Here is a 20,508-nt window from a genome sequence, read left to right as displayed (position 1 = left end):
CGCCCGGATCAGGAGGCGGGAGGCGCGAGGGACCGGCGTCGGCGCAGCGGCATCGCGACGAGCGACGGTTCGGCGGCCCCGCCGTCCAGGAGCAGTTCGACCGCGCGCCTCCCCATCTGCTCGTGCGGTAGCGCGGTGGTCGCGAGGCCGGGACGTAGCCAGGAGGCGATCGGATCGTCGTCGAACGAGATCACCGAGATGTCGTCCGGCACGGTCAGGCCCGCCTCGCCGAGTGCCTGGTAGGCGCCGAACGCCAGCCGGTCGTTCATGCAGATGATGGCGCTCGGTCGTTGCGGCCGGTTCAGCAGGGCGCGCGTGGCGGCGTAACCGTGCTCGGGCAGCCACTCGGTGCAGAACGACTCCGCCAGGAGGGTGACGCCCGCGTCGCCGAGCGCCTGCTGGATGCCGTGCAGGCGGGCCCGGGCGGCGAGGGAGATCTCCTGGTCGCCCTCCTTGATCCGGTTGCGGCCGATGAGCGCGATGGCGTCGCGGTGACCGTACTCCAGCAGGGCGGTGGCGACCGCGCGACCGGCCCGGTCGTCGTCGGGAAGCACGCAGGGCAGGTTGTCCGAGCTGGTGGCGTTGAGCAGCACCACCGGGCCGCCGAGGATGGCGGGGGGCACCGTGAGCCGCCGGGTGGCCATCGCCGCGTAGATCACCCCGTCGACCTGTCGGTCGAGCATGGCCTCGATGGCGTACTGCTCGAAGGTGGCGTCGCCCTGCGTCTCGGTGATGAGCAGCACGTGGTCGCGTTCCCGGGCCGCGTCGAGCGCGCCGCGGATGAGGCCGCCGGCGAAGCGGGTGGTGGCGACGATGTCGGAGACGAACGCGATGGTCGCGGTCTTGCGGGTACGCAGGCTGCGTGCCGCCAGGTTGGGCCGGTAGCCCAGCTCCTCGGCGGCGGCGAACACGCGCTGGTGTGCCTCGGCCGAGAGCCGGGTGCCCTCCCTGCCGTTCAGCACCATCGACGCGGCGGTCTTGGACAGCCCGGCCCGCCGTGCGACGTCGGCCAGGGTTGCTCTGTTGCGGCCCATCTGTCCTCCGAATCAGGCGCGGCGCCACGGGCTCCCGCTCCCGCCCATCATGGTGCGTCGGCGCCCGGAGTCCGGCCCCGGTCGGGTCGAGCGTGGTGTGAACCCGATGTTTCCGGACCGTTGCCAGGTTGTCCTTGACAGCCTCCGGTGTCACGCGCATGCTCTGCTAAATCAGTTTAGCGGCCACTTTTGGCGCGTCGACAGACGCCGTCGGTCGCTTGCTGAGTCGGTACGCGAGCGCGGCGGCGCGAGGTGGTCACGGTGTACGTGTCGTGTCCGCTCGCCCGTCGCGAAGGTCCCGGTGGAGCCGTCGCGCGGCCGTGGGTCGTGGGACGCGCGGAGGAACATAGGAGTCATGACATGGCACAAACGCTGACGACATTCCCGCGACGCGGCGCGCTGCTCCTCGCACCGCTGCTGGTGCTGGGGCTCGCCGCCACGGCGTGCAGCGCGCCCGGAGCCGACCGATCGTCGACCGCCGGGCCCGACGCCGCCGTCAAGACGGACCTGGGCACCGAGCCGGTAACCCTCCAGATGTACGCGGAGACCGGCTTCCCGCTGGCCAAGGCGCTGGCCGACGAGTTCTCCAAGCAGCACCCGAACGTCACGTTCAACATCCGCGAGGACCAGTTCACGGTCATCGTGGAGAACGCCCCCCGCGTGATGGCCTCGGACAACGCGCCCGACATCATCCGGCTCCCCACGATGGTCGACCTCGTGAAGGACGACCTGCTCAAGAACCTCGACCCGTACGTCACCGCGTACGGCTGGGACAAGTTCCCCGCCTCGCAGCTCGTGCAGTTGCGCGTCGGCGACGAGACGCGGGGGACCGGATCGCTCTACGGCATGGGGCTCGGCTACAGCGTCACCGGCGTCTTCTACAACAAGAAGCTGGCCGCCCAGGTCGGCATGACCCAGCCGCCGGCCACGGTCGCGGAGTTCGAGCAGGTGCTGGCGAAGGCGAAGACCAGCGGGGTCCAGCCGATCATGCAGTTCAACAAGAACACCGCGGGCATCAACTTCCCGCACCAGGCGCTGCAGAACCAGTTCGGCGACCCGGCCCAGGTGGCGGACTGGATCTTCCAGAAGCCGGGAGCCACCTTCGACACGCCGGCCGCGCTGAAGGCCACCCAGACCATCCAGAAGTGGGCGCAGGCCGGCTACTTCACCAAGGACGCCAACGCCCTGGACTACGCGGGCATGGTCGGGCAGTTCCAGAAGGGCAACGGTCTGTTCATGTTCAACGGCGACTGGGAGTCGGCGAACCTCGACAAGACGATGGCCGGCAACGTGGGCTTCTTCCTGTTCCCCGGCGAGGCCGCCGGCGCCAAGCACGTGGCGATGTCCGCCCCCAACACCTTCGGGGTCTCCGCCAAGGCCAAGAACCCGGACGCCGCCGCGTTCTTCCTCAACTGGGTCCACACCGACGCCAAGGCGCGGGAGATCGCCGTGACGGTCGGCGGGTCCAGCCCGGGTGGCCCGAGCGACCTTCCGGTGCCGGCCGCCGCCCCGAACACCGTGCTGGCCGAGACCCTCAAGGCGGCGCAGCAGCTCGGGGCCGAGAACGGCGCGGTCGACTTCACCGCGAACGCGACCGGTGGCATCTTCGCCGCCGCGATCACGCCCGAGATGCAGAAGCTGGTCGCCGGCCAGCAGACGCCCGAGGGGTACGTCAAGGCGGTCCAGGCCGAGTACGAGAAGGAACTGTCCCGATGACGTCTGCCCTCGGCAGCGCACCACCAGGGCGGGACGGCCGGGCGTCGTCCGTGGGTCGTCCCGCCCGTCCCGCCTCCGCGCGGGCCCACCGACGCCGGTGGGCCCGCGCGGCCGGGACCGGCTGGTTGTTCGTCCTGCCCGCCTTCGTGATGTACGCGGTCTTCGTCCTGCGGCCCCTCGCCCTGACCGTCCAGTACTCGCTCTACGACTGGAACGGGATCGGGGTCGCCCGCTGGGTCGGCCTGGACAACTACGTCACCGTTTTCACCGACAGCGATCTACTGAAGATCATCTCCAATGCGATCATCCTGATCGTCTTCTTCAGCCTCATCCCGGTCGCGCTCGGGTTGCTGGTGGCGAGCGTGGTCCGCCGGATCACCACCGGCGCGTTCGGCACCGTGGTCCGGACGATCCTGTTCCTGCCGCAGGTCATTCCCCTGGTGGCGGCCGGCATCGCGTGGAGTTGGCTGCTCTCCACCAACGGGCTGGTCAACCAGGTGCTGCGCGCCCTCGGGCTGGGTGGCCTGGCCCGCGCCTGGCTGGGCGACTTCGACACCGCGCTGCCCGCCGTCGGGGTGATCGGGGCGTGGGTCCTGCTCGGCCTCTGCACGATCCTGCTGGTCACCGGCATGAGCAAGATCGACCCGGCGCTCTACGAGGCCGCCCGGCTGGACGGCGCGGGGCCGGTCCGCGAGTTTCTCGCGGTGACCCTGCCCAGCCTGCGCCAGGAGATCGGGGTCTGCCTCACCGTCACGATCATCGCCGCGTTGGCCAGCTTCGACATCGTCTACATCTCCACCAGCGGCGGACCGGGCCTGCAGACCACCGTCCCCGGTCTGGAGATCTACCGGCTGGCCTTCTCGCAGCGCCAGGTGGGGTTGGCCTCGGCGCTCGCCGTCGTACTGATGGTCCTGGTGCTGGCGTTCGTGCTGCCGATCCAGCGACTCACCCGGGGGGAGAAGCCGTGAACCTGAGCCGACGTGAGCAGCTGACCGGTCGGGTCTTCCTGATCGCCCTGATCCTCGTGACCCTGCTGCCGTTCGTGAGCATGCTCTCGGCCGCCCTGCAACCGCGCGGCACCGTGCCCGACGGTCTGGCCTGGCCGTCGGACCCGCAGTGGGGCAACTTCGCCGACGCGTTCACCGCCGCCAACATGGGCGCGCTGCTGCGCTCCAGCCTGCTCATCGTGGCGGGCGTCGTACCGGTGTCCGTGCTCATCGCCACCATGGCCGGTTTCGGACTGGGTCAGTTGCGGGTGCCCGGCGGCCGGCTCGTCTTCGGCCTGCTGCTGCTCGGCCTCACGCTGCCCTTCGAGGCCGTCGTCACCCCGCTCTACTACCAGATGCAGGACCTCGGCCTGCTCAACACCCGGTGGGCCATCATCCTGCCGCTGATCGGCCTCTACATGCCGTTCGCGGTGTTCTGGATGCGCGCCCACTTCACCAACGTGCCGGTCGAGCTGTCCGAGGCCGCCCGGGTGGACGGCAGCAGCACCTGGCAGCTGTTCTGGCGGGTGCAGGTGCCGCTGGCCCGCCCGGCCATCGCCTCGCTGACGATCCTGATGTTCCTCTGGACGTGGAACCAGTTCCTGCTCGCGATCGTGCTGGTCGACGACGCCACCAAACGCACGATGGCCGGAGCGCTCGGCGCGTTCCAGGGCCAGTGGGGCACCGACCTGGTGCTGCTGTGCGCTGGCTCGCTGCTGATCCTCACCCCTACCCTCATCGTGTTCCTGATCTTCCAGCGACAGTTCATCAAGGCCCTGATCCAGGGCTCACTGAAGGGATAGGCAGTGGCCACGCAGCCGCAGATCCACGGCGACGTCGACGAGCGCTACGGGCGCGTCGCCGACGCGTTCCGCGACAACTTCACCCTCCGCGGTGAGGTCGGCGCCGCGGTCACCCTCTACGTGCGCGGCCGCAAGGTCGTCGACCTGTACGGCGGGCTGGCCGACACCCGCACCGGGCGGCCCTGGACGGCGCACACGCCGGTCGTCGTCTTCTCGTGCACCAAGGGGATCCTGGCGATCTGCGCGTACCTGCTCGTGCAGGAGGGACGCCTCGACCTCGACGCGCCCGTGACGCGTTACTGGCCGGAGTTCGGCCAGCACGGCAAGGCGGACATTCCCGTACGGTGGCTGCTCACCCACCAGTCCGGCCTGCCGGCGCTGGACCGGCCGCTGACCCTCGACGAGGTGCTCGCGTGGGACCCGGTCATCGCGGCGATCGAGGCGCAGACCCCACTGTGGGAGCCGGGTACGGCGCACAGCTACCACTCGATGACCTACGGGTGGCTCGTCGGCGAGGTCATCCACCGGGTCACCGGTCAGCTCCCCGGCGCGTACTTCCGCGACGCCGTCGCCGGCCCGCTGGGACTTCGTACCTGGCTCGGGCTGCCCGCCGCCGAGCGCGACGGCGTGGCCTGGGATCTGGCCCCACCACCGGACGCCGATCCCTTCGTCGACCCGGTCGCCGAGCGGGGGATCACCATGGGCGGCGCGTTCGCCTTTCCCGCCGACGCCGAGGGTCTGGTCAGCTTCAACGACCCGGACATCCAGGCGGCCGGCATTCCGGGCGCGGGTGCGGTGAGCACCGCGGACGGCCTCGCCCGCCTCTACGCGGCCTGCGTGTCCGACGTGACCGGCGGGCCCCTGCTCACCGGGGCGTCGGTCGACGACGCGGTCGTCGTCCGCTCGCGGGGCCAGCAACGGCACGGCCCGCCCGACACCGGCCAGCGCTGGGGCACCGGTTTCCTGCTGCACTCCGAGCCGGCCCGGCCGCTGCTGGGGGAGCGCAGCTTCGGCCACGACGGCGCCGGCGGCAATCTCGCCTTCGCCGACGCGTACCACGAGGTGGGTTTCGGCTACGTGGTCAACCAGATGTACGGCGCGCGCGACGAGCGCGCCAACCGGCTCACCGCCGCCGTCCGCTCCTGCCTCGACGCCTGACGCGGGCGCAGGCGAGCACCCCCGGGGCGCGCGGTGGTCCGCGCGGCCCCGGGGGCGCTCAGGGGGTGAGCTGAGAGGGGACGGGTCAGCTCGCGGTGCAGGTCGGAGTGGCGGACGGGCCGGCGCCGGTGCCCTGGAAACCGAACTCCGTGCTGCCGCCCGCGCCGATCTGGCCGTTGTAGTCGACGTTGCGGAAGTCCACCGCACCCGAGGAGCCGCTGGCCTGCGCGCTCCAGGTGTTGGTGACGGCGGCGCCCGAGGGCAGCGTGATCCGGACCAACCAGCCCCGTACGGCCGTCGAGCCGGCGTTGACCTTGACCGTGGCGACGAAGCCACCGTTCCACGAGTTCAGCGACACCGAGGCGGTGCAGCCGCTACCGGTGGGCGGAGGAGTGGTCGGCGGCGGCGTCGTGGGCGGGGGAGTGGTCGGCGGAGGGGTGGTGGGCGGAGGGGTGGTGGGCGGCGGCGTGGTCGGGGTGCCGGTGCCCGCGTTGAGGGCGTTGAGGACGGAGGTGTACGCCGCCTTCTTGTTGCCCGACCGGTCGAACAGCAGCGGGTTGTCGTTACTGCGCCACGAGTCGCTGTCCCGGACTCCCCACACCGTGATGCCGGTGCAGCGGGGGATCGCCATGCAGGCCCGGGTCACCTGGGCGTAGGCGTTGGCCTGGTTGGAGCCCTGGGCGATGTCCAGCTCGGTGATCTGGACGTCGACGCCCAGGTCGGCGAAGCGTTGCAGGTTGGCCTGGTAGTCGCCCGGCACCGAGGTGCCCAGGTGGGACTGGAAGCCGACGCAGTCGATCGGCACGCCGCGGGACTTGAAGTCGCGGACCATGTTGTAGATGCCGGTGGACTTGGCGTTGATGCCGTCGGTGTTGTAGTCGTTGTAGCAGAGTTTGGCGCCCGGGTCGGCGGCGCGGGCGGCGCGGAACGCCGCTTCGATCCAGTCGTTGCCGGTGCGCTGCAGGTTCGAGTCGCGCCGGCCGCCGGAGTTGCCGTCGGCGAACGCCTCGTTCACCACGTCCCAGGCGTAGATCTTGCCGCGGTAGTGGGTGGCGACCTGGGTGACGTGGTTGATGGCGGCGTTGCGCAGCGCGGTGCCGGACATGCTCTGCGCCCAGCCCGGCTGCTGCTGGTACCAGAGCAGCGTGTGGCCGCGCACGATCATGCCGTGGGACTGGGCGTGGGCGACGATCTGGTCCCCGCCGCTGTAGTTGAACCGACCCTGCTGGGGCTCGGTGGCGTCCCACTTCATCTCGTTCTCGGGAGTGAGCTGGTTGAACTCCCGGTTCACGATGCCAGCGAACTGGCTGTCGGACAGCTTGAAGGCGGGTACCGCGGCGCCGTAGTAGCGGCCCTTCTCGGCCGCCGAGGCGCCCAGCGTGGTGCCGGCGTTGGCGGTCGAGGTCACCGCCACCGTCGCGGCGACCGCCGCGAGGGTGGCCGCGAGCGGCACCAGCACCCGACGGCCCCGGAACCGGGGTCGCGGTGCGCGTTCGTCGGGGATCTTGTCCATGGTCCTGCCTTTCGACAAATGGTGGCGGCGGAGTCGAGGTCGGGTTGCCCGACCGGCGAAGGGCTGCCGGGGGGCCGTACGGGGCGGATTCGGCGGTGCCCGGGACGGTCCGACGGGTCGACGACGGTGCTGTCTGCGGGGTTCACGTCACGGTGGACAGCCGCGTGCGCGGACGCGGGAATGACGTAACGCCGGACAGGTGTGGCTCGGACAGCTCACCGGCCGTCGACCGGGTCGTGGGACCCGATGCCCTTCGAGGTGCCGGTGGTTCCGAACGGGAGGGACGTGCCCTCGACTCCTTGGCGGAACATAGCATGTTATCGATAACATGCTCAAGGCGACCGGTGGCCGGGCGGCAGACCCCTCCGCTGACGACGTCGGTGGCCGTCCCGGACCGGACTCGGTCAGCGGGTTTTTTGGTCGGACGTATCGCGTCCGAGGTCCGAATAACGATGCCACAACATGCCGGTAAGACCTTGGCAACACGAGTGTGACCATGGCAAGGTAACGCCTGATCATTGCAAACATCTGATCTATCGTGCGGGCATTGCGGGGCGTGGCCCGTGCGTGACTTCCTGGGGAGGTCCGGTTGCGAGCGAGAGCGTCAATCACCGGCGGCGGCGCGTGCCGAGCCGGGCGAGACACAGTGGACGACGGCCGGGCCCGGCGATGAGTGCCGTCGAGGCGACCGACCAGGCCCACGGCGGCGCGCTGAACGACTGGGTGCGCGAGCGCATCTCCCACGCGCTGTCCGAGTTCACCGCCGCGACCGCGCTCGTCGTCCTGTTCGTCGCGTTGAGCTTCGCCAGTCCCTACTTCCTGACGGCGGACAACCTGTTCAACATCGGCGCGCAGACCGCGGTGATCGCCATCATCGCCGCCGCGCAGACGATGGTCATCATCACCAAGGGCATCGACCTGTCGGTCGGCTCGGTCGCCGCGCTCGCCGGCGTGGCGGGCGCGATGGTCGTACGGGACCTGGGTTTTCCGCTCCTCGCGGCCACGGCGGTCGCGATCGGTGTCGGGGCCCTGGCGGGACTGCTGAATGGGTTGCTGGTCACCGTCGCCCGGATCCCCCCGTTCATCGCGACGCTGGGCACGATGTCGGTCGGCCGAGGGCTGGTCTTCATCATCACCGGCGCGGTCGGCGTCTACGGGCTGCCCCGGTCGTTCCAGTTGCTCGGCAACGGGGAGATCATCGGCATTCCGTTCGCCGTGGTGATCACCGCCCTGGTCGCCGTCGGGGTGGCCTTCCTGCTCTCGCAGACGCGCTTCGGGCAGTACACCTACGCGATGGGTTCCAACCTGGAGGCCGCCCGCCGCTCGGGCATCCCGGTGGGCCGCTACCTGACCTACGTGTACGTCCTGGCGGGTGTCCTGGTCGGCCTCGGCGGCATGATCGCCGCCTCTCGGGTCAACTCCGGGCAGCCGAACTACGGAATCTCGCTGGAACTCGACGTCATCGCCGCCGCGGTCATCGGCGGCGCCAGCCTGTTCGGCGGGCAGGGCCGCATCGTCGGGACCATCATCGGCGCCTTCCTCATCGCCCTGGTCCGCAACGGCGCCGTCCTGCTCGACATCAGCATCCACTACCAGCAGGTGATCGTCGGCCTGATCATCTGGGCTGCCGTCTACTTCGACCAGTACCGCCGTCGGCGGCTGGAGTCACGGGGCTGATCTGCCGTTCCCGCAGCTCACCAGAGGAAGGACGCACACCATGGCACACACCACCATCCGCCGACGTCCACGGGGTCACCTCCTACGCGCGCAGGCCATCCTCGCCGCCGCCGCGGCGGCCGCGCTGCTCAGCGCCTGCGGCGGAGTCGAGGTCCGCGACGGAGGCGACGGCGCGACCAAGGACGCCTCCGGGCCGCTGAAGCTCGCCGTCGTACCCAAGGCCGTCGGGGCCGACTACTGGAACACGGTGAAGGCGGGCGCCGAGTGCGCCGCGCAGCGCGCCGGCAACGTCACCGTCCAGTGGGACGGGGTGACCACCGAGACCGACGTCGAGGGTCAGGTCAACCTGATCCAGAACTTCGTCACCAAGAAGGTCGACGGGATCGTCTACGCGGCCACCGACTCCCGCGCCTTGGCGCCGGCCACCGACCAGGCGATCGGCGCGAACATCCCGGTCGCGATGATCGACTCGGGCACCAGCCCGCAGCCGTCGAGCGTGCCGCTCTTCGCCACCGACAACAAGGCGTCGGCCGTCGAGGCGGCCAAACTGCTCGCCACCGAGCTGGGCCCCGGTAACCACGACGTGGCGCTGGTGGAGTTCCAGCCGGGCTCGCAGACCAACACCGAGCGGGTCGACGGCTTCAAGGAGGGCCTCAAGCAGTTCCCCAACCTCAAGCTGGTCGGCCAGCAGCCCAGCCGCAGCGACGTCAACGAGGCGCGGCGGGTCACCGAGAACATCCTCACCGCGAACCCCAACCTCGCCGGCATCTTCGCCGCCAACGAGCCGAGCGTGCTCGGCGCGGCGCAGGCCATCCAGGCGGCGGGCAAGTCCGGCAAGGTGGTCATCATCGGTTGGGACGCCGCCCCGGACGAGATCGCCGGACTGCGCAACGGCCAGATCTCCGCGCTGGTCGTGCAGAATCCCTTCAAGATGGGCTACTTCGGCGTCGACAAGATGGTCAAGCACCTCCGGGACAAGGCGCCGCTGGCGTCGGCGGACACCGGCGTCACCTTCGTCACCAAGAAGAACATCGACTCGCCGGAGATCAAGGCGGTGCTCGAGCCCAGCTGCGCCAACCCCCCGGTGCAGTGATGGCGACGACCTCCGCGCCGACGACCGACAACGACCAGCGGCGGTCTCCCGAGGAGCCGCCGGTGCTCGAAGCCCGGGGGATCGTCAAGCGGTTCGGCCACGTCGAGGCGCTGCGCGGCGCCGACTTCACGGTCCACCGGGGCGAGGTCGTCGCCCTCATCGGTGACAACGGCGCCGGCAAGAGCACGCTGGTCAAGACGCTCTCCGGCGTGCACGCGCCGGACGAGGGCGAGATCCGGATAGGTGGTCGTCCCGTTCAGTTCGGGACCCCGGTGGACGCCCGGCGCGCGGGGGTGGAGACCGTCTACCAGGATCTCGCGGTCGCCGACGACCTCAGCGTCGCCGCCAACCTCTACCTCGGGCGGGAGATCCTGCGGTCCGGGCCGCTCGGTCGGCTGGGCCTGCTCGACAAGCGCGCCATGCGCCACGGCGCCGCCGCGGCCCTCGACGAGTTGGGCGTACGGATCCCACGGGTCACCACGCCGATCGCGATGCTGTCCGGCGGGCAGCGGCAGTGCGTCGCAGTCGCGCGGGCGATCATCTGGGCGACGAACGTGGTCATCCTCGACGAGCCCACCGCGGCGCTGGGCGTCGTGCAGACCGAGCGGGTGCTCGACGTCGTGCGGCGGGCGCGTGCGGCGGGCATGTCGGTGGTGCTGGTGAGTCACAACATGCCGCAGGTTCTGGAGATCGCCGACCGGGTGGAGGTGCTGCGTCTCGGCCGGCGGGCGGCTCGGCTGCGCGCCGCCGAGGTCAGCACCGACGATCTGGTCGCGGCGATGACCGGAAGCAAGAGCGACGAGCGGTGACAGGGGTCGCCCGCCCGTGAGCGCGCGCGGTGCACCGGAAAACGGTGCCACCGACGAGCGGCACGGGCGGGCGATCAGTCGACGGCGCCGGTCAGCCCTCGTCGGGCAACCCCTGGAGCGACTCCTCCACACCGATCAGGTGGTTGGCCATCCGGGTGCGGGCCCGCTCCGGGTCGCGCGCCCGCAGGGCCTTGAGGATCGCCACGTGCTCGTCGTGGGTGCGCCGGTCCGCGCCCTCCTCGTGCAGGCTCCGCCAGAGCCGCCCGCGCAGCGTGCGCCCGGCGAACGCCTCGATCAGGCCGATGAGTACCGGGTTGTCGGCGTGTGCGGCGATGATCCGGTGGAACGCGATGTCGATTTCCATGATGCGCTCGTGGTCCTGCGGCGACCGGCCGGCGATCCGGGCCGCCTCGTCGAGCAGTTCGGCGGCCTGGGCCAGGGCCTCGTCGGTGATCCTGGTCGCGGCCAACCGGGCGGCCTCGCACTCGAGCAGGCGGCGGACGGTGTGGATGTGCCGTCCGTCGCCCTGCCCCTGGAAGTCGACCACGAAGCCCATCGGGGCCAGCAGTTGTGGCGCGTCGAGGTTCGTGACGTACGTGCCGTCACCCTGGCGGATGTTGACGATGCCGAGGATCGACAGCGCGGACATCCCCTCGCGCAGCGAGCCCCGCGAGACGCCGAGGGATTCGGCGAGGTCCTTCTCGATGGGCAGCCGGTCCCCGGGCTTGAACGTCCCTTCCAGGATCATCCGCTTGATGCCGTTCACGACCTCGTCGGTGCGGGACATGACACCTCCTAGCGGCCGGCGGGGGTGGCGGCTCCACCCGCGATGACGTACGGCTCCGGAGATGACACGGTAGCCGCCTCGGTCGAAGCCCAGTAGCGGCCGTCCGGGAACCGGTACCGTTCGATCGACTCGGGGTGCATACGGGTGGAGTAGCCGGGCGCGTCGGGCAGGACGTATCCGCTGCCCCAACCGGTGTCCCGGATGACGCACGGATCGGTGAAGTGCTCGTGCAGGTGGTCGACGAACTCGGTGACGCGGCCGGTGAGATCCCCCGAGACCGCGACGTAGTCGAGCACCGAGACGTGTTGGACCATCTCGCAGAGCCCGACGCCGCCCGCGTGCGGGCACACCGGGACGCCGAACTTCGCGGCGAGCAGCAGCACCGCGACGATCTCGTTGACGCTGGCCAGCCGGCCCGTGTCCAACTGGCAGAAGTCGATGGCCTCGGCCTGGAATAACTGCTTGAACATCACCCGGTTGTGGCAGTGCTCGCCGGTGGCGACGCCGACGGGAGCGACGGCGCGGCGCACGGCCGCGTGGCCCAGGATGTCGTCCGGGCTGGTCGGCTCCTCGATCCACAGTGGGGTGAAACGGGCCAGCGCCCTGACCCACTCGATGGCCTGGTCGACGTCCCACACCTGGTTGGCGTCGAGCATCAGGTTGCGGTCCGGGCCGAGGATCTCCCGGGCGATGGTGCACCGACGGATGTCGTCGTCGAGGTCGGCGCCCACCTTGAGCTTGACGTAACCGTAGCCGGTGTCGACGGCCTCCTGGCACAGCCGGCGCAGCTTGTCGTCGCCGTACCCGAGCCAGCCCGCCGAGGTGGTGTAGGCCGGGTAACCGGTGCGTGCCAGCTCGGCGAGGCGGTCGGCCTTCGTGCTCTGCTGTGCCCGCAGGATGTCCAGCGCCTCGTCCCGAGTCAGCGCGTCGGACAGGTAACGCAGGTCCGCGATGTCGACGAGTTGTTCGGGGGACATGTCGGTGAGCAGCCGCCACAGCGGCTTGTCGGCCAGTCGCGCGACCAGATCCCAGGCCGCGTTCAGCACGGCCGCCAGGGACAGGTGGACGACGCCCTTCTCCGGGCCGAGCCAGCGCAGCTGGGTGTCGGAGGTGAGCAGGCGGTAGACCGCGCCCATGTCGGCGGCCATCGTGGCGACGTCCAGGCCGACCAGGCGGTGGGCCTGGTGGGCCGCCGCCGCCACGACGATGTCGTTGCCTCGACCGATGGTGAAGGTGAGGCCGTGACCCGCGAGCGGTACGCCGGCGCTGTCGACGCCGTCGGTGTGCAGGATGACGTAGGCCGCCGAGTAGTCGCCGTCCTTGTTCATGGCGTCGGACCCGTCAGCGGTCAGCGAGGTGGGAAAGCGGACGTCCTCGACGGTGACGCCAGTGATCTGCGGCATGCGCTCCTCGCCCGGCTCGGCTAAAGATCAGATGATCATTCGGAGTATACGGAGGGCGGTTTGGATGCGTCAACGACGCCGTCGAGCCCATACGCATAGACATCCAACGTTTCCTCGCGCTCTCCGCGACGGACCGCGCCGGTCGCTCGCGGCGGCTCACGCCGTTGTGGTGCGGTTGCGGTAAGGGAACCTGCGAGTTGCGGGGAAGATTGGACGTTCGCATTCGCGGCCGATCGAACCGACGAGGCGAGCTGCCACCATCGAATCGATACATCACATCTTTCGAGGAGCGGACGCCGGACGTGCGGGATGCCGGTGAGCGCGGCGGAAAGCCGGTGTGCCCGCACGGTACAACTGTCTGACACAGCAGACCCGCGACACCGTGGAGAGAAGATCGGAGCCTGACCGTGGCCGAGACGACCCTGCGACCGATGAGCCCCGGTGACGCGGACCGCGTCCTGGCGATCTACCAACTCGGCCTCGACGGCGGGGATGCCAGCTTCGAGGTCACCGCACCGACCTGGGCGGCCTTCGACGCCAGCCGGATCGCCGCGCACCGGTTCGTGGCGGTCGCCGACGGCCTCGTCCTCGGCTGGGTCGCCGTCACGCCGACGTCGAGCCGCCCGGTCTACGCCGGCGTCGTCGAGCACTCCGTCTACGTCGATCCGGCGGCTCAAGGGCGCGGAGTCGGCCGGCTGTTGCTCGACGCGCTGATCACCTCGACCGAGGGCGCCGGCATCTGGACGATCCAGTCCGGCATCTTCCCCGAGAACACCGCCAGCCTGGCCCTGCACCGCCGGGCCGGCTTCCGTGTCATCGGCGTACGCGAGCGGATCGGCCGCCACCACGACCGCTGGCGTGACGTCGTCCTGCTGGAACGCCGCAGCTCCACCGTCGTCTGACCGGAACCCGTCCGCGCCCGGACACCCCCGCCGCGTCCGCCGGGCACCGGGTCCGCGGGCGCCGCCACCGTCACCGCCGGCTGGCGCAGGCGACGCAGGTACGCGCCGACGGGCGGGCCGCGAGCCGTTCGGCGGGGATCGGGCGGGAGCACCGTTCGCAGACGCCGTAGGTGCCCGCGGCGACGCGGCTCAGCGCCTCGTCCAGTTCGGCGACGCGTCGACGGGCCGCGGCCAGCACGGCGCTCAGTTGTGCCCGCTCGAACGCGATCGTGCTGCCCTCGGGGTCGTGTTCGTCGTCGGCGTTCGAGGACCGGGACGCCTCGAACAGGCTCCGCAGGTCGCCCTCGAGCGCGGCGATCTCGGCGCTGGTCTCGTCGCGTCGTCGGTGCAGATCCGCGCGAATCGCGCTGGGCTCGGTGTCCATGACGGTTCCACGCTACGCGCGGGGAACGATCGCGGGGTCAGCGTTCGGCGCGCACCTGGACGCGATGCGGCCGGCCGTGCGCGTCCTCCCGGTCGATCCGCAACTCCCGCTCCAACTCGCCGATGACCGCGCGCAGGTCGTCCAGCCGTTGGGTGAGTGCGATGCGGTCCACCTCGTCGGGGATGCCGTCACCGTCCTCGTCGTAGCCGGGGGCCAACCGCTCGGTCATCTCCAGACGACGGGCCTCCTCCATGGAGTTCACGATGACCGCGATGAGGATGTTGAGCAGCAGGTTGACCGTGATCACCACGTAGCTGACGTAGTAGAGCAGCGTCCACGGCGAGATGGCGAGCCCCTGCTCGATGAGGTCCGGCAGCGTCTCCAGCGACAGCAGCACGAACAGCGTCAGCAACGACCTGCCGATATCCCCGTACTCGTCGGGATACCGATCGCCGAAGATCAGCCAGCCGGCCATCCCGTACACGTAGAGCGTCACCACGGCCAGCGCGAGGAATCCGGTGACGCCGGGCAGACTGCGCCACAGCGCGGAGACGATGGTCCGCAGGCCCGGCGAGAACCGCACCAGCCGGACCATCCGGGCGACCCGCACCACGCGCAACAGTGCCGCGTCGCCGTGCAGGCCCGGAACGAAGATGGCGGCGATCACGAGGAAGTCGAAGACGTTCCAACCGTGCCGGAAGAAGTCCTGTGGACGCCGGCCGTACGCCGCCAACCGGACGCCGATCTCGATGGTGAAGACGGCGCGGAAGAACAGCTCCAGTCCGTGCAGCGCGCCGGTCGCGGGGAACAGCCCCTCGTACGTCTCCAGCCCGAGGACGATCCCGTTGGCGAGGATGACCACGACGATGCCGATCTCGAAGGGACGCGACCGGGCGAGCCGTCCGCACGCGTCGGCCAGCCGATGTCGGCGGCCGTCGGGACGTGCGCGGTCGCCTCGCTGCGTGGGAGTGGAAGGTCCGCTCACCACCGGGCGGCCGATCCGTCGGTGGGTGCCGAGGTCGCCGCGCGGGCCCACCTCCGGTCGTCGTGGCGGCGCGGAACCATGGCGACCACCCTAGTGCCTCAGGTAAGGAGTGGTCGGCCGCGCGGCACCTGAGCGGCCAACCCCGTCCCCGGCTCTAGAGTGACCTGGTGACCGACGCAGCGGGCAGGTCCGGCGACCGCGGGGCCGGCCGGCAGCCGATCTGGGCCAGACCCGAACGGGGAACCCGTGGCCCCGCGCCGACGCACAGCCGGGAGGCGATCGTCGCGGCGGCGATCACCCTGGCCGACGCCGAAGGGCTCGCCGCGGTGTCGATGCGGGCCGTCGCGGGCGCGCTCGGCACCGGCGCCGGATCGCTCTACCGCTACCTGTCGTCCCGCGACGACCTGCTCGACCTGATGACCGACCACGTCGTGGGGGAGCTGCGGCCGTACCCGCCGGAGCAGGCCGACTGGCGGGACGAGATGCTGCTGGTGGCCCGTCGGCAGTTGGCCCTGTTCCGCGCCCACCCGTGGCTGGTGGACGTGATCCAACGGCCGTCGGGCGTCGGTCCCGAGAGCCTGGCCTGGTTCGACAACTGCATCCGAATTCTGGAACCCGTGCGCTGCGCCGTCAGCGCCAAGTTCGAGGCGATCGCCGTGCTGACCGGCGTGGTGAGCCTGTTCGCCCGCAGCGAGGCCGCCGCCGGGTCACCCAGCTTCGCGGGGGTCGACCTCGGGGCGTACCCACATCTCGTCGCGGCCCTCGGCCGGGTCGGGCCGCCGACGCCCCCGACGGACCTCTTCGAGCGGACGCTGCGCAGCCTGCTCACCGGCCTGCTGACGCCGGCGTCCGCCGATTGAACGGGCGGGCGACGGAGGGCGTGCCCCCGTCGCCCGCCAGCACGACGAACCCGGGCCCGACTTAGGGCGTGTGTCAAAGCCCTCTGGCCGGCCTACGGCGGGCCCAGACGACGGCCGGCGGCGTTGGAGATGGGCTCGGATACAACACCGGTATCCGAGCACATCTTCGCCTTGCCGGACCGCCGCCTGGACTCCGCCTCGGCTCGACCGAGGACTTTGACACGCGCCCTAGGCGCGCGCGGCGCGGATGGCGTCGCGGAGCCCGGTCGTGGGTCGACCGATCAACCGGCTGAGGTCGTCGCTGTCGGTGGCCAGCTCGCCGATGGCGATCGAGTGGTCGAGCGCGGCCACGAACCCGGCGGTGCCGGCGTCGAGCCCGACGTTCTGGAGCGCGGAGGCCAACTCGGCGGTCGACATGTCCCGGTGCACGACGGTCGTGCCGGTGACCTCGGTGACGGCGTCGGCCAGCTCGTCGAAGGTGAACGCGGTGCCGCCCAACTCGTAGACGGCGTTGCCGCCCTCGTCCCGGGTCAGCGCCGCCGCGGCGGCGGCCGCGTAGTCGGTCCGGGGAGCGGCCGAGACCTTGCTGCCGCCGGTGGCGCCGAGGATGGTGCCACTCGCGAGGTACTGCGGGAGCTGATCGGTGTAGTTCTCGGTGTACCAGCCGTTGCGCAGCACCGTGTACGACAGGCCCGACGCGGCCAGCACCTCCTCGGTGGCCTTGTGCTCGGGAGCGAGCGGGTTCGTGGTCGTGTCGGCCTTCAGGATGCTGGTGTAGACCAGGCGCTCGACCCCGGCGAGCCGGGCGGCGTCGATGACCGCGGTGTGCTGGGGCACCCGCTGCCCCGGGGTGTCCCCGGAGATGAGCAGCAGACGGCGTACGCCGGCCACGGCGCCGGGCAGCGTCGAGGGATCGTCGTAGTCGGCCTGCCGGATCTCGACGCCGCGGGCGGCCAGGTCGGCGGCCTTCTGCGGGCTGCGGACGACGGCGGCGATCTCGGTGGCGGGCACACCGGTGTCGAGCAGGTGCTCGATCACCAGCCGGCCGAGACGGCCGGTGGCGCCGGTGACGGCATAGGTGGGCATGGGGACCTCCGATGGGCGGTGACTTCTAGTAAGCGCTTACGAATCTACAGCACAAGTCGTTGAGTAAGCTTCGGGTAGGCTGGTGACGTGACCGACATGCCGGCCCAGGACCCGGCGGGGCCTACCCAGGAATTCGTCAGCGATGTCTTCGCGCGGAGCTGCACCTCCCGTGCCGCCTTCGAGGACGTCACGTCGAAGTGGGCCTCGCTCGCCCTGCTCGCGCTCGGCGAGGGCAGCTACCGGTTCAACGCCCTGCGGCGGCGCATCGAGGGGGTCAGCGAGCGGATGCTCTCCCAGACCCTGCAGACGCTGGAGCGCGACGGGATGCTCACCCGGGAGGTGCTCACCGCGATCCCGCCGCGCGTCGAATACACGCTCACCCCGCTCGGTGTCCGGGTCGCCGAGCAGCTCCGTGGCCTCGCCGACCTGCTGGAAGCCTCGGTGCCCGAGGTGCGGGCCGCCCGCGAGCGGGAGCGGCCCTGAGGGTCCTTCGCGCACTGGACAGGCACCCGCCTAGTTGGTGTCCTGGGCGCAGATCGTGGTCATCTCGGCGAGGTAGCTCGCGAGTGTGGGCAGGCCAGCCTCGGCGCGGCGGCGTTCGACGCCCGGCTCGTCCCTGATCGGGGTCGCCGGGACGGGACCGTCCGGCCCGCAGCGGATCTGTGTCCCGTACACCTGGGGCTCGCCCTTGGCCACGGCGACCCGGTCCTCGAGGTAGGCGAGGTTGCCCGGCGACGCCTGGCCGGCGGCGACGGCCGCGCGCAGCAGGTTCAGCGCCTCCTGTTGGAAGGCGGGGTCCAGGTCGGAGTGCTGGACGATGGCCCACGCCGCGTTGCCCCCGTCCTCGCCCACCAGAGCGAAGGTCGGCCAGCCGTGGGTACGGATGATCTCTTTCAGGCGGAGGGTGCGCGCCTGGTCGGACTCGGTCTGCGGGGTGCCCTCGCGATCGGCCTGGTCGCGCTCCAGCATCGCGATCAACTCGTCGTGCAGCGCCTTGTCGAAGGCGGCGGGGGAGACGGAGGTTGCGGGGGAGGGGGACGTGGGCGGGGGGTCGCCCGTAGGGCCGTCGGTGGTCCCGGGCGAGGTGCCGCAGCCGGTGAGGAGCAGCAGGCACACCAGCGGCCGGACGAACCTCGACGGTACCTTCACAGCATCGATTTTCGTCGCTGCCAAGACGTGTCACAAGGTCGGCGCCGGGGCGACCTCAGGCGTGCAGCGTCTCGCGGGGCGGCACCCCGTAGCTGGCGTGGTACCAGGCGGTGAACCTGCTGTGGCTGGCGAACCCCCAACGACTGGCGATGGCCGACACGGTCTCCCGTCGAGGGTCGGCCCGGACCAGGTCGTGGTGCGCCCGGTCCAGCCGGACCCGGCGCAGGTACGCCATCGGTGTGGTGCCGAGGTGGCGACGGAAGGCGAGCTGCACCGCGCGCAGGGAGACGGCGGCGGCGTTGGCGATGTCGGCGGCGCCGATGTTCCGGTCGGCGTTCTCCTCCATGAAGGCGATGGCGCGACGCAGGGTCGCGGTGCTGGCGTCGTGGCGGTCCCGGGCCGTCTCGTCGGTGAACGCCGTGTTGGGAAAGATCGCGAGCGCCGCCGCGGCGAGCATGCGGGCGGCGCTGCCGATCACCAGCGGCTGGGCGCTGGCGGTCGGGCTGTTCAGGACGACGTCGTTCACGTACCTGGTGGTCCGTCGCCACTGCCGGGTGAGGGTCGCGTCGACGGGGCCGAGGTCGGTGAAACGGATCGGACCGGGCCGCCGAGCCGGCGCGGCGGTCGCCACCTGTCTCAGTACCCCGAGGTCCAGGACGCAGAGTTCCACCTCGCCGGGTTCCCACCGCAGGTTGAACGGCTCGCCCGGCCGGTTGGTCAGGAACACGTCGCCGGGGCCGAAGCGGTGGGTCTCCCCCTGAGAGGTACGGCTGATCAGGGCGCTGCGGGTACGGCAGATGATCAGCCCGTCGATGTCGCCCACCTCGATGTCGAGATGGGCGCTCTGGCCGGTCGTGGCGAGGGCGAACGGCCCGGCGTCGACGCGCTGGTGGACGAGGTGGTAGCCGGTCTCGCCCGCGTGGATACGCAGGTCCGCGGTGTACGTGCTGGCCAGGAAGCGGTGGATGGCCGCCGGGTCGTGACTCTCGAATGCTCGGGCCTGCACTGGTGACGTCATCCGCTGTCTCCGTCCGAGAGGAGACCGCCGGTCGGATCGGGACCGGCGGTGTGGTCGGGACGTGGCTGGGCGCACGTGCCGGTGATCGCGGCGCGTTGCCGGCCGGTTCGGCGGTGGTGGTGGCGTCATTCCCAGCGAATCACATATCTATTTATGGGAATTCCACCATACGGCAACCGGCTGTGTACGTCGGTCGATCCGCCGTTTTGCCGAGTCGATTTCGCTTTCCGGCTATCGCACGCGGTGATCCTGCGCCCGCTGTCCTAGTCGCCTCCGGCGCGGCAGCGAAATCTTGTTCATGATCTCCCGGGCGTCCCGACGCCCGGACAACAGCCGGAGATCCGGCCGACAGGCGGGGGTGAGTCGTTGGACGGTACCGATCCGGACCGCGTCGTACGACTGGCGGTGGCCGAGGCGTTGGCGCGGGTGGCGGACGAGGACAGCCTGGGATTGGGCGAGGGTGACGCGCTGATGAGCCTCGGCGTCGCGCTGCGGGAGGTGCTGCGCCGCGCGCTCGACGACCGTGTCCCGCTGACCACGCCCGAGTTCGTCGACCTGTGCCGCGACCTGCGGCTGAACCGCGACTCGTTCGACCTTCTGGGGCACTACCTGCTCACGGCGTTGCTGGCCCACCACGTCGGGCCGGACGCCCTGGTACGCGTCGGGGCGCTCCTCGGCACCGTCCGGCGCTACCTGCCCGGCGCCCGGCCGCCCGCGCACCGCAACGAAGGGCCCGAGCGCCGGCGACGCGACGTCCGCGCGGACAACAGCGTCGTGGGCCGTTACCGGCGTGCCAAGCTGCCCGAGCACCTGCCCAACCCGCCGAGCTGGACGTGTACCGGCTGTGGCCGCGAATGGCCCTGCGCGACCAAGCAGAGTCAACTGCTCGCCGAGTTCGGTGGCGCGCGCGCCTCCCTCGCCGTCTACCTCGGCTCGTGCCTCGTCGCCGCCGCCCAGGACCTGCCGACGCTGCCCCTGCCCAGCGCGCGACACCGCTTCCTGGGCTGGCTGCCCCGCGCCCGGATCTGACGACGGCGCGCCGCCGTGGGGGCTGGGCAAAGAGGCATCGATGCGATGGAATGTCCTGGACGCGTCGTACCCGGAA

Annotated in this window: 20 protein-coding genes; 11 read left to right on the top strand and 9 right to left on the bottom strand. The window is 70.8% G+C overall.

Features of this window, described 5'->3' with window-relative positions; translation table 11 throughout:
• Nucleotides 1-8 precede the first annotated feature (8 nt).
• Nucleotides 9-1,034: a LacI family DNA-binding transcriptional regulator gene (locus ABZ272_RS12625; RefSeq protein WP_355050054.1), complete on the bottom strand. Its 1,026-nt coding sequence runs from the start codon at nucleotides 1,032-1,034 to the stop codon at nucleotides 9-11.
• A 360-nt stretch (nucleotides 1,035-1,394) separates the two neighbouring features.
• Between ABZ272_RS12625 and ABZ272_RS12620 the strand changes: the two genes are divergently transcribed.
• The 4 genes from ABZ272_RS12620 to ABZ272_RS12605 are packed head-to-tail and all read left to right on the top strand — an operon-like array spanning nucleotide 1,395 to nucleotide 5,697.
• Entirely contained in the window at nucleotides 1,395-2,750 is a 1,356-nt protein-coding gene (locus ABZ272_RS12620; protein ID WP_355050053.1) for an extracellular solute-binding protein, read from the top strand.
• Complete coding sequence (locus ABZ272_RS12615) at nucleotides 2,747-3,718, top strand: sugar ABC transporter permease (protein ID WP_355050052.1); 972 nt, start codon at nucleotides 2,747-2,749, stop codon at nucleotides 3,716-3,718. Before ABZ272_RS12620 ends, ABZ272_RS12615 begins: the two co-directional genes overlap by 4 nt.
• Complete coding sequence (locus ABZ272_RS12610) at nucleotides 3,715-4,539, top strand: carbohydrate ABC transporter permease (protein WP_355050051.1); 825 nt, start codon at nucleotides 3,715-3,717, stop codon at nucleotides 4,537-4,539. The genes ABZ272_RS12615 and ABZ272_RS12610 overlap by 4 nt, the downstream gene beginning before the upstream one ends.
• 3 nt (nucleotides 4,540-4,542) lie before the next feature.
• Entirely contained in the window at nucleotides 4,543-5,697 is a 1,155-nt protein-coding gene (locus tag ABZ272_RS12605; RefSeq protein ID WP_355050050.1) for a serine hydrolase domain-containing protein, read from the top strand.
• Nucleotides 5,698-5,782: 85 nt separating this feature from the next.
• Here the strand turns inward: ABZ272_RS12605 and ABZ272_RS12600 are convergent, their stop codons facing one another.
• Entirely contained in the window at nucleotides 5,783-7,210 is a 1,428-nt protein-coding gene (locus ABZ272_RS12600; protein ID WP_355050049.1) for an endo-1,4-beta-xylanase, read from the bottom strand.
• Between the two features lie 669 nt (nucleotides 7,211-7,879).
• Between ABZ272_RS12600 and ABZ272_RS12595 the strand changes: the two genes are divergently transcribed.
• Genes ABZ272_RS12595 through ABZ272_RS12585 form a run of 3 tightly spaced genes read left to right on the top strand, consistent with a single transcriptional unit; the run spans nucleotide 7,880 to nucleotide 10,789 of the window.
• Nucleotides 7,880-8,887, top strand: coding sequence for an ABC transporter permease (locus ABZ272_RS12595; protein ID WP_355050048.1), 1,008 nt, complete (start codon nucleotides 7,880-7,882; stop codon nucleotides 8,885-8,887).
• 40 nt (nucleotides 8,888-8,927) lie between these two features.
• On the top strand, nucleotides 8,928-9,980 hold the full coding sequence (locus ABZ272_RS12590; RefSeq protein WP_355050047.1) for an ABC transporter substrate-binding protein: 1,053 nt from the start codon (nucleotides 8,928-8,930) through the stop codon (nucleotides 9,978-9,980).
• Nucleotides 9,980-10,789, top strand: a complete 810-nt coding sequence (locus ABZ272_RS12585) for an ATP-binding cassette domain-containing protein (protein WP_355050046.1) — start codon at nucleotides 9,980-9,982, stop codon at nucleotides 10,787-10,789. Before ABZ272_RS12590 ends, ABZ272_RS12585 begins: the two co-directional genes overlap by 1 nt.
• Nucleotides 10,790-10,880: 91 nt before the next feature.
• Here ABZ272_RS12585 and ABZ272_RS12580 read toward each other — a convergent pair whose 3' ends face one another.
• Complete coding sequence (locus ABZ272_RS12580) at nucleotides 10,881-11,576, bottom strand: FadR/GntR family transcriptional regulator (protein WP_355050045.1); 696 nt, start codon at nucleotides 11,574-11,576, stop codon at nucleotides 10,881-10,883.
• A gap of 8 nt (nucleotides 11,577-11,584) precedes the next feature.
• Complete coding sequence (locus tag ABZ272_RS12575; RefSeq protein WP_355050044.1) at nucleotides 11,585-12,979, bottom strand: enolase C-terminal domain-like protein; 1,395 nt, start codon at nucleotides 12,977-12,979, stop codon at nucleotides 11,585-11,587.
• 407 nt (nucleotides 12,980-13,386) lie between these two features.
• On the opposite strand from ABZ272_RS12575, the gene ABZ272_RS12570 reads away from it, so the two are divergent.
• Complete coding sequence (locus tag ABZ272_RS12570; RefSeq protein WP_355050043.1) at nucleotides 13,387-13,881, top strand: N-acetyltransferase family protein; 495 nt, start codon at nucleotides 13,387-13,389, stop codon at nucleotides 13,879-13,881.
• A 70-nt stretch (nucleotides 13,882-13,951) separates the two neighbouring features.
• Here ABZ272_RS12570 and ABZ272_RS12565 read toward each other — a convergent pair whose 3' ends face one another.
• Both ABZ272_RS12565 and ABZ272_RS12560 read right to left on the bottom strand, forming a co-directional pair.
• Nucleotides 13,952-14,305: a TraR/DksA C4-type zinc finger protein gene (locus tag ABZ272_RS12565; RefSeq protein ID WP_355050042.1), complete on the bottom strand. Its 354-nt coding sequence runs from the start codon at nucleotides 14,303-14,305 to the stop codon at nucleotides 13,952-13,954.
• Between the two features lie 37 nt (nucleotides 14,306-14,342).
• Nucleotides 14,343-15,293 carry an ion transporter gene (locus ABZ272_RS12560; protein WP_355050041.1) on the bottom strand — a complete coding sequence of 317 codons (951 nt, stop codon included), beginning with the start codon at nucleotides 15,291-15,293 and terminating at the stop codon, nucleotides 14,343-14,345.
• Between the two features lie 164 nt (nucleotides 15,294-15,457).
• On the opposite strand from ABZ272_RS12560, the gene ABZ272_RS12555 reads away from it, so the two are divergent.
• Entirely contained in the window at nucleotides 15,458-16,150 is a 693-nt protein-coding gene (locus ABZ272_RS12555; RefSeq protein ID WP_355050040.1) for a TetR/AcrR family transcriptional regulator, read from the top strand.
• A gap of 228 nt (nucleotides 16,151-16,378) precedes the next feature.
• Here ABZ272_RS12555 and ABZ272_RS12550 read toward each other — a convergent pair whose 3' ends face one another.
• The gene (locus ABZ272_RS12550; protein ID WP_355050039.1) at nucleotides 16,379-17,236 is read right to left on the bottom strand and encodes an SDR family oxidoreductase; all 858 of its coding nucleotides are present in this window, start codon (nucleotides 17,234-17,236) and stop codon (nucleotides 16,379-16,381) included.
• Nucleotides 17,237-17,332: 96 nt separating this feature from the next.
• Between ABZ272_RS12550 and ABZ272_RS12545 the strand changes: the two genes are divergently transcribed.
• Complete coding sequence (locus tag ABZ272_RS12545; protein WP_355050215.1) at nucleotides 17,333-17,719, top strand: helix-turn-helix domain-containing protein; 387 nt, start codon at nucleotides 17,333-17,335, stop codon at nucleotides 17,717-17,719.
• A 30-nt stretch (nucleotides 17,720-17,749) separates the two neighbouring features.
• On the opposite strand, the gene ABZ272_RS12540 is transcribed toward ABZ272_RS12545, so the two are convergent.
• Together ABZ272_RS12540 and ABZ272_RS12535 are read right to left on the bottom strand one after the other, a co-directional pair.
• A complete protein-coding gene (locus ABZ272_RS12540) occupies nucleotides 17,750-18,385 on the bottom strand; it encodes a DUF6624 domain-containing protein (protein WP_355050038.1) in 636 nt (211 codons plus the stop codon).
• Between the two features lie 55 nt (nucleotides 18,386-18,440).
• On the bottom strand, nucleotides 18,441-19,403 hold the full coding sequence (locus ABZ272_RS12535; protein ID WP_355050037.1) for a helix-turn-helix transcriptional regulator: 963 nt from the start codon (nucleotides 19,401-19,403) through the stop codon (nucleotides 18,441-18,443).
• Between the two features lie 366 nt (nucleotides 19,404-19,769).
• On the opposite strand from ABZ272_RS12535, the gene ABZ272_RS12530 reads away from it, so the two are divergent.
• A complete protein-coding gene (locus ABZ272_RS12530) occupies nucleotides 19,770-20,432 on the top strand; it encodes a hypothetical protein (RefSeq protein WP_355050036.1) in 663 nt (220 codons plus the stop codon).
• The last annotated feature ends 76 nt before the right edge of the window (nucleotides 20,433-20,508 follow it).

It is taken from the genome of Micromonospora sp. NPDC005979, assembly GCF_040614415.1.
Taxonomy (GTDB): Bacteria; Actinomycetota; Actinomycetes; order Mycobacteriales; family Micromonosporaceae; genus Micromonospora.
Note: the sequence above shows the minus strand (reverse complement) of the source record. Positions and strands in the feature narration are given on the sequence as shown.

Coding starts and splice junctions, on each gene's coding strand:
- ABZ272_RS12625 (WP_355050054.1), bottom strand. CDS start 1,034: ATGGGCCGCAACAGAGCAACCCTGGCCGACGTCGCACGGCGGGCCGGG.
- ABZ272_RS12615 (WP_355050052.1), top strand. CDS start 2,747: ATGACGTCTGCCCTCGGCAGCGCACCACCAGGGCGGGACGGCCGGGCG.
- ABZ272_RS12620 (WP_355050053.1), top strand. CDS start 1,395: ATGGCACAAACGCTGACGACATTCCCGCGACGCGGCGCGCTGCTCCTC.
- ABZ272_RS12550 (WP_355050039.1), bottom strand. CDS start 17,236: ATGCCCACCTATGCCGTCACCGGCGCCACCGGCCGTCTCGGCCGGCTG.
- ABZ272_RS12565 (WP_355050042.1), bottom strand. CDS start 14,305: ATGGACACCGAGCCCAGCGCGATTCGCGCGGATCTGCACCGACGACGC.
- ABZ272_RS12545 (WP_355050215.1), top strand. CDS start 17,333: ATGCCGGCCCAGGACCCGGCGGGGCCTACCCAGGAATTCGTCAGCGAT.
- ABZ272_RS12585 (WP_355050046.1), top strand. CDS start 9,980: ATGGCGACGACCTCCGCGCCGACGACCGACAACGACCAGCGGCGGTCT.
- ABZ272_RS12575 (WP_355050044.1), bottom strand. CDS start 12,979: ATGCCGCAGATCACTGGCGTCACCGTCGAGGACGTCCGCTTTCCCACC.
- ABZ272_RS12595 (WP_355050048.1), top strand. CDS start 7,880: ATGAGTGCCGTCGAGGCGACCGACCAGGCCCACGGCGGCGCGCTGAAC.
- ABZ272_RS12590 (WP_355050047.1), top strand. CDS start 8,928: ATGGCACACACCACCATCCGCCGACGTCCACGGGGTCACCTCCTACGC.
- ABZ272_RS12600 (WP_355050049.1), bottom strand. CDS start 7,210: ATGGACAAGATCCCCGACGAACGCGCACCGCGACCCCGGTTCCGGGGC.
- ABZ272_RS12580 (WP_355050045.1), bottom strand. CDS start 11,576: ATGTCCCGCACCGACGAGGTCGTGAACGGCATCAAGCGGATGATCCTG.
- ABZ272_RS12535 (WP_355050037.1), bottom strand. CDS start 19,403: ATGACGTCACCAGTGCAGGCCCGAGCATTCGAGAGTCACGACCCGGCG.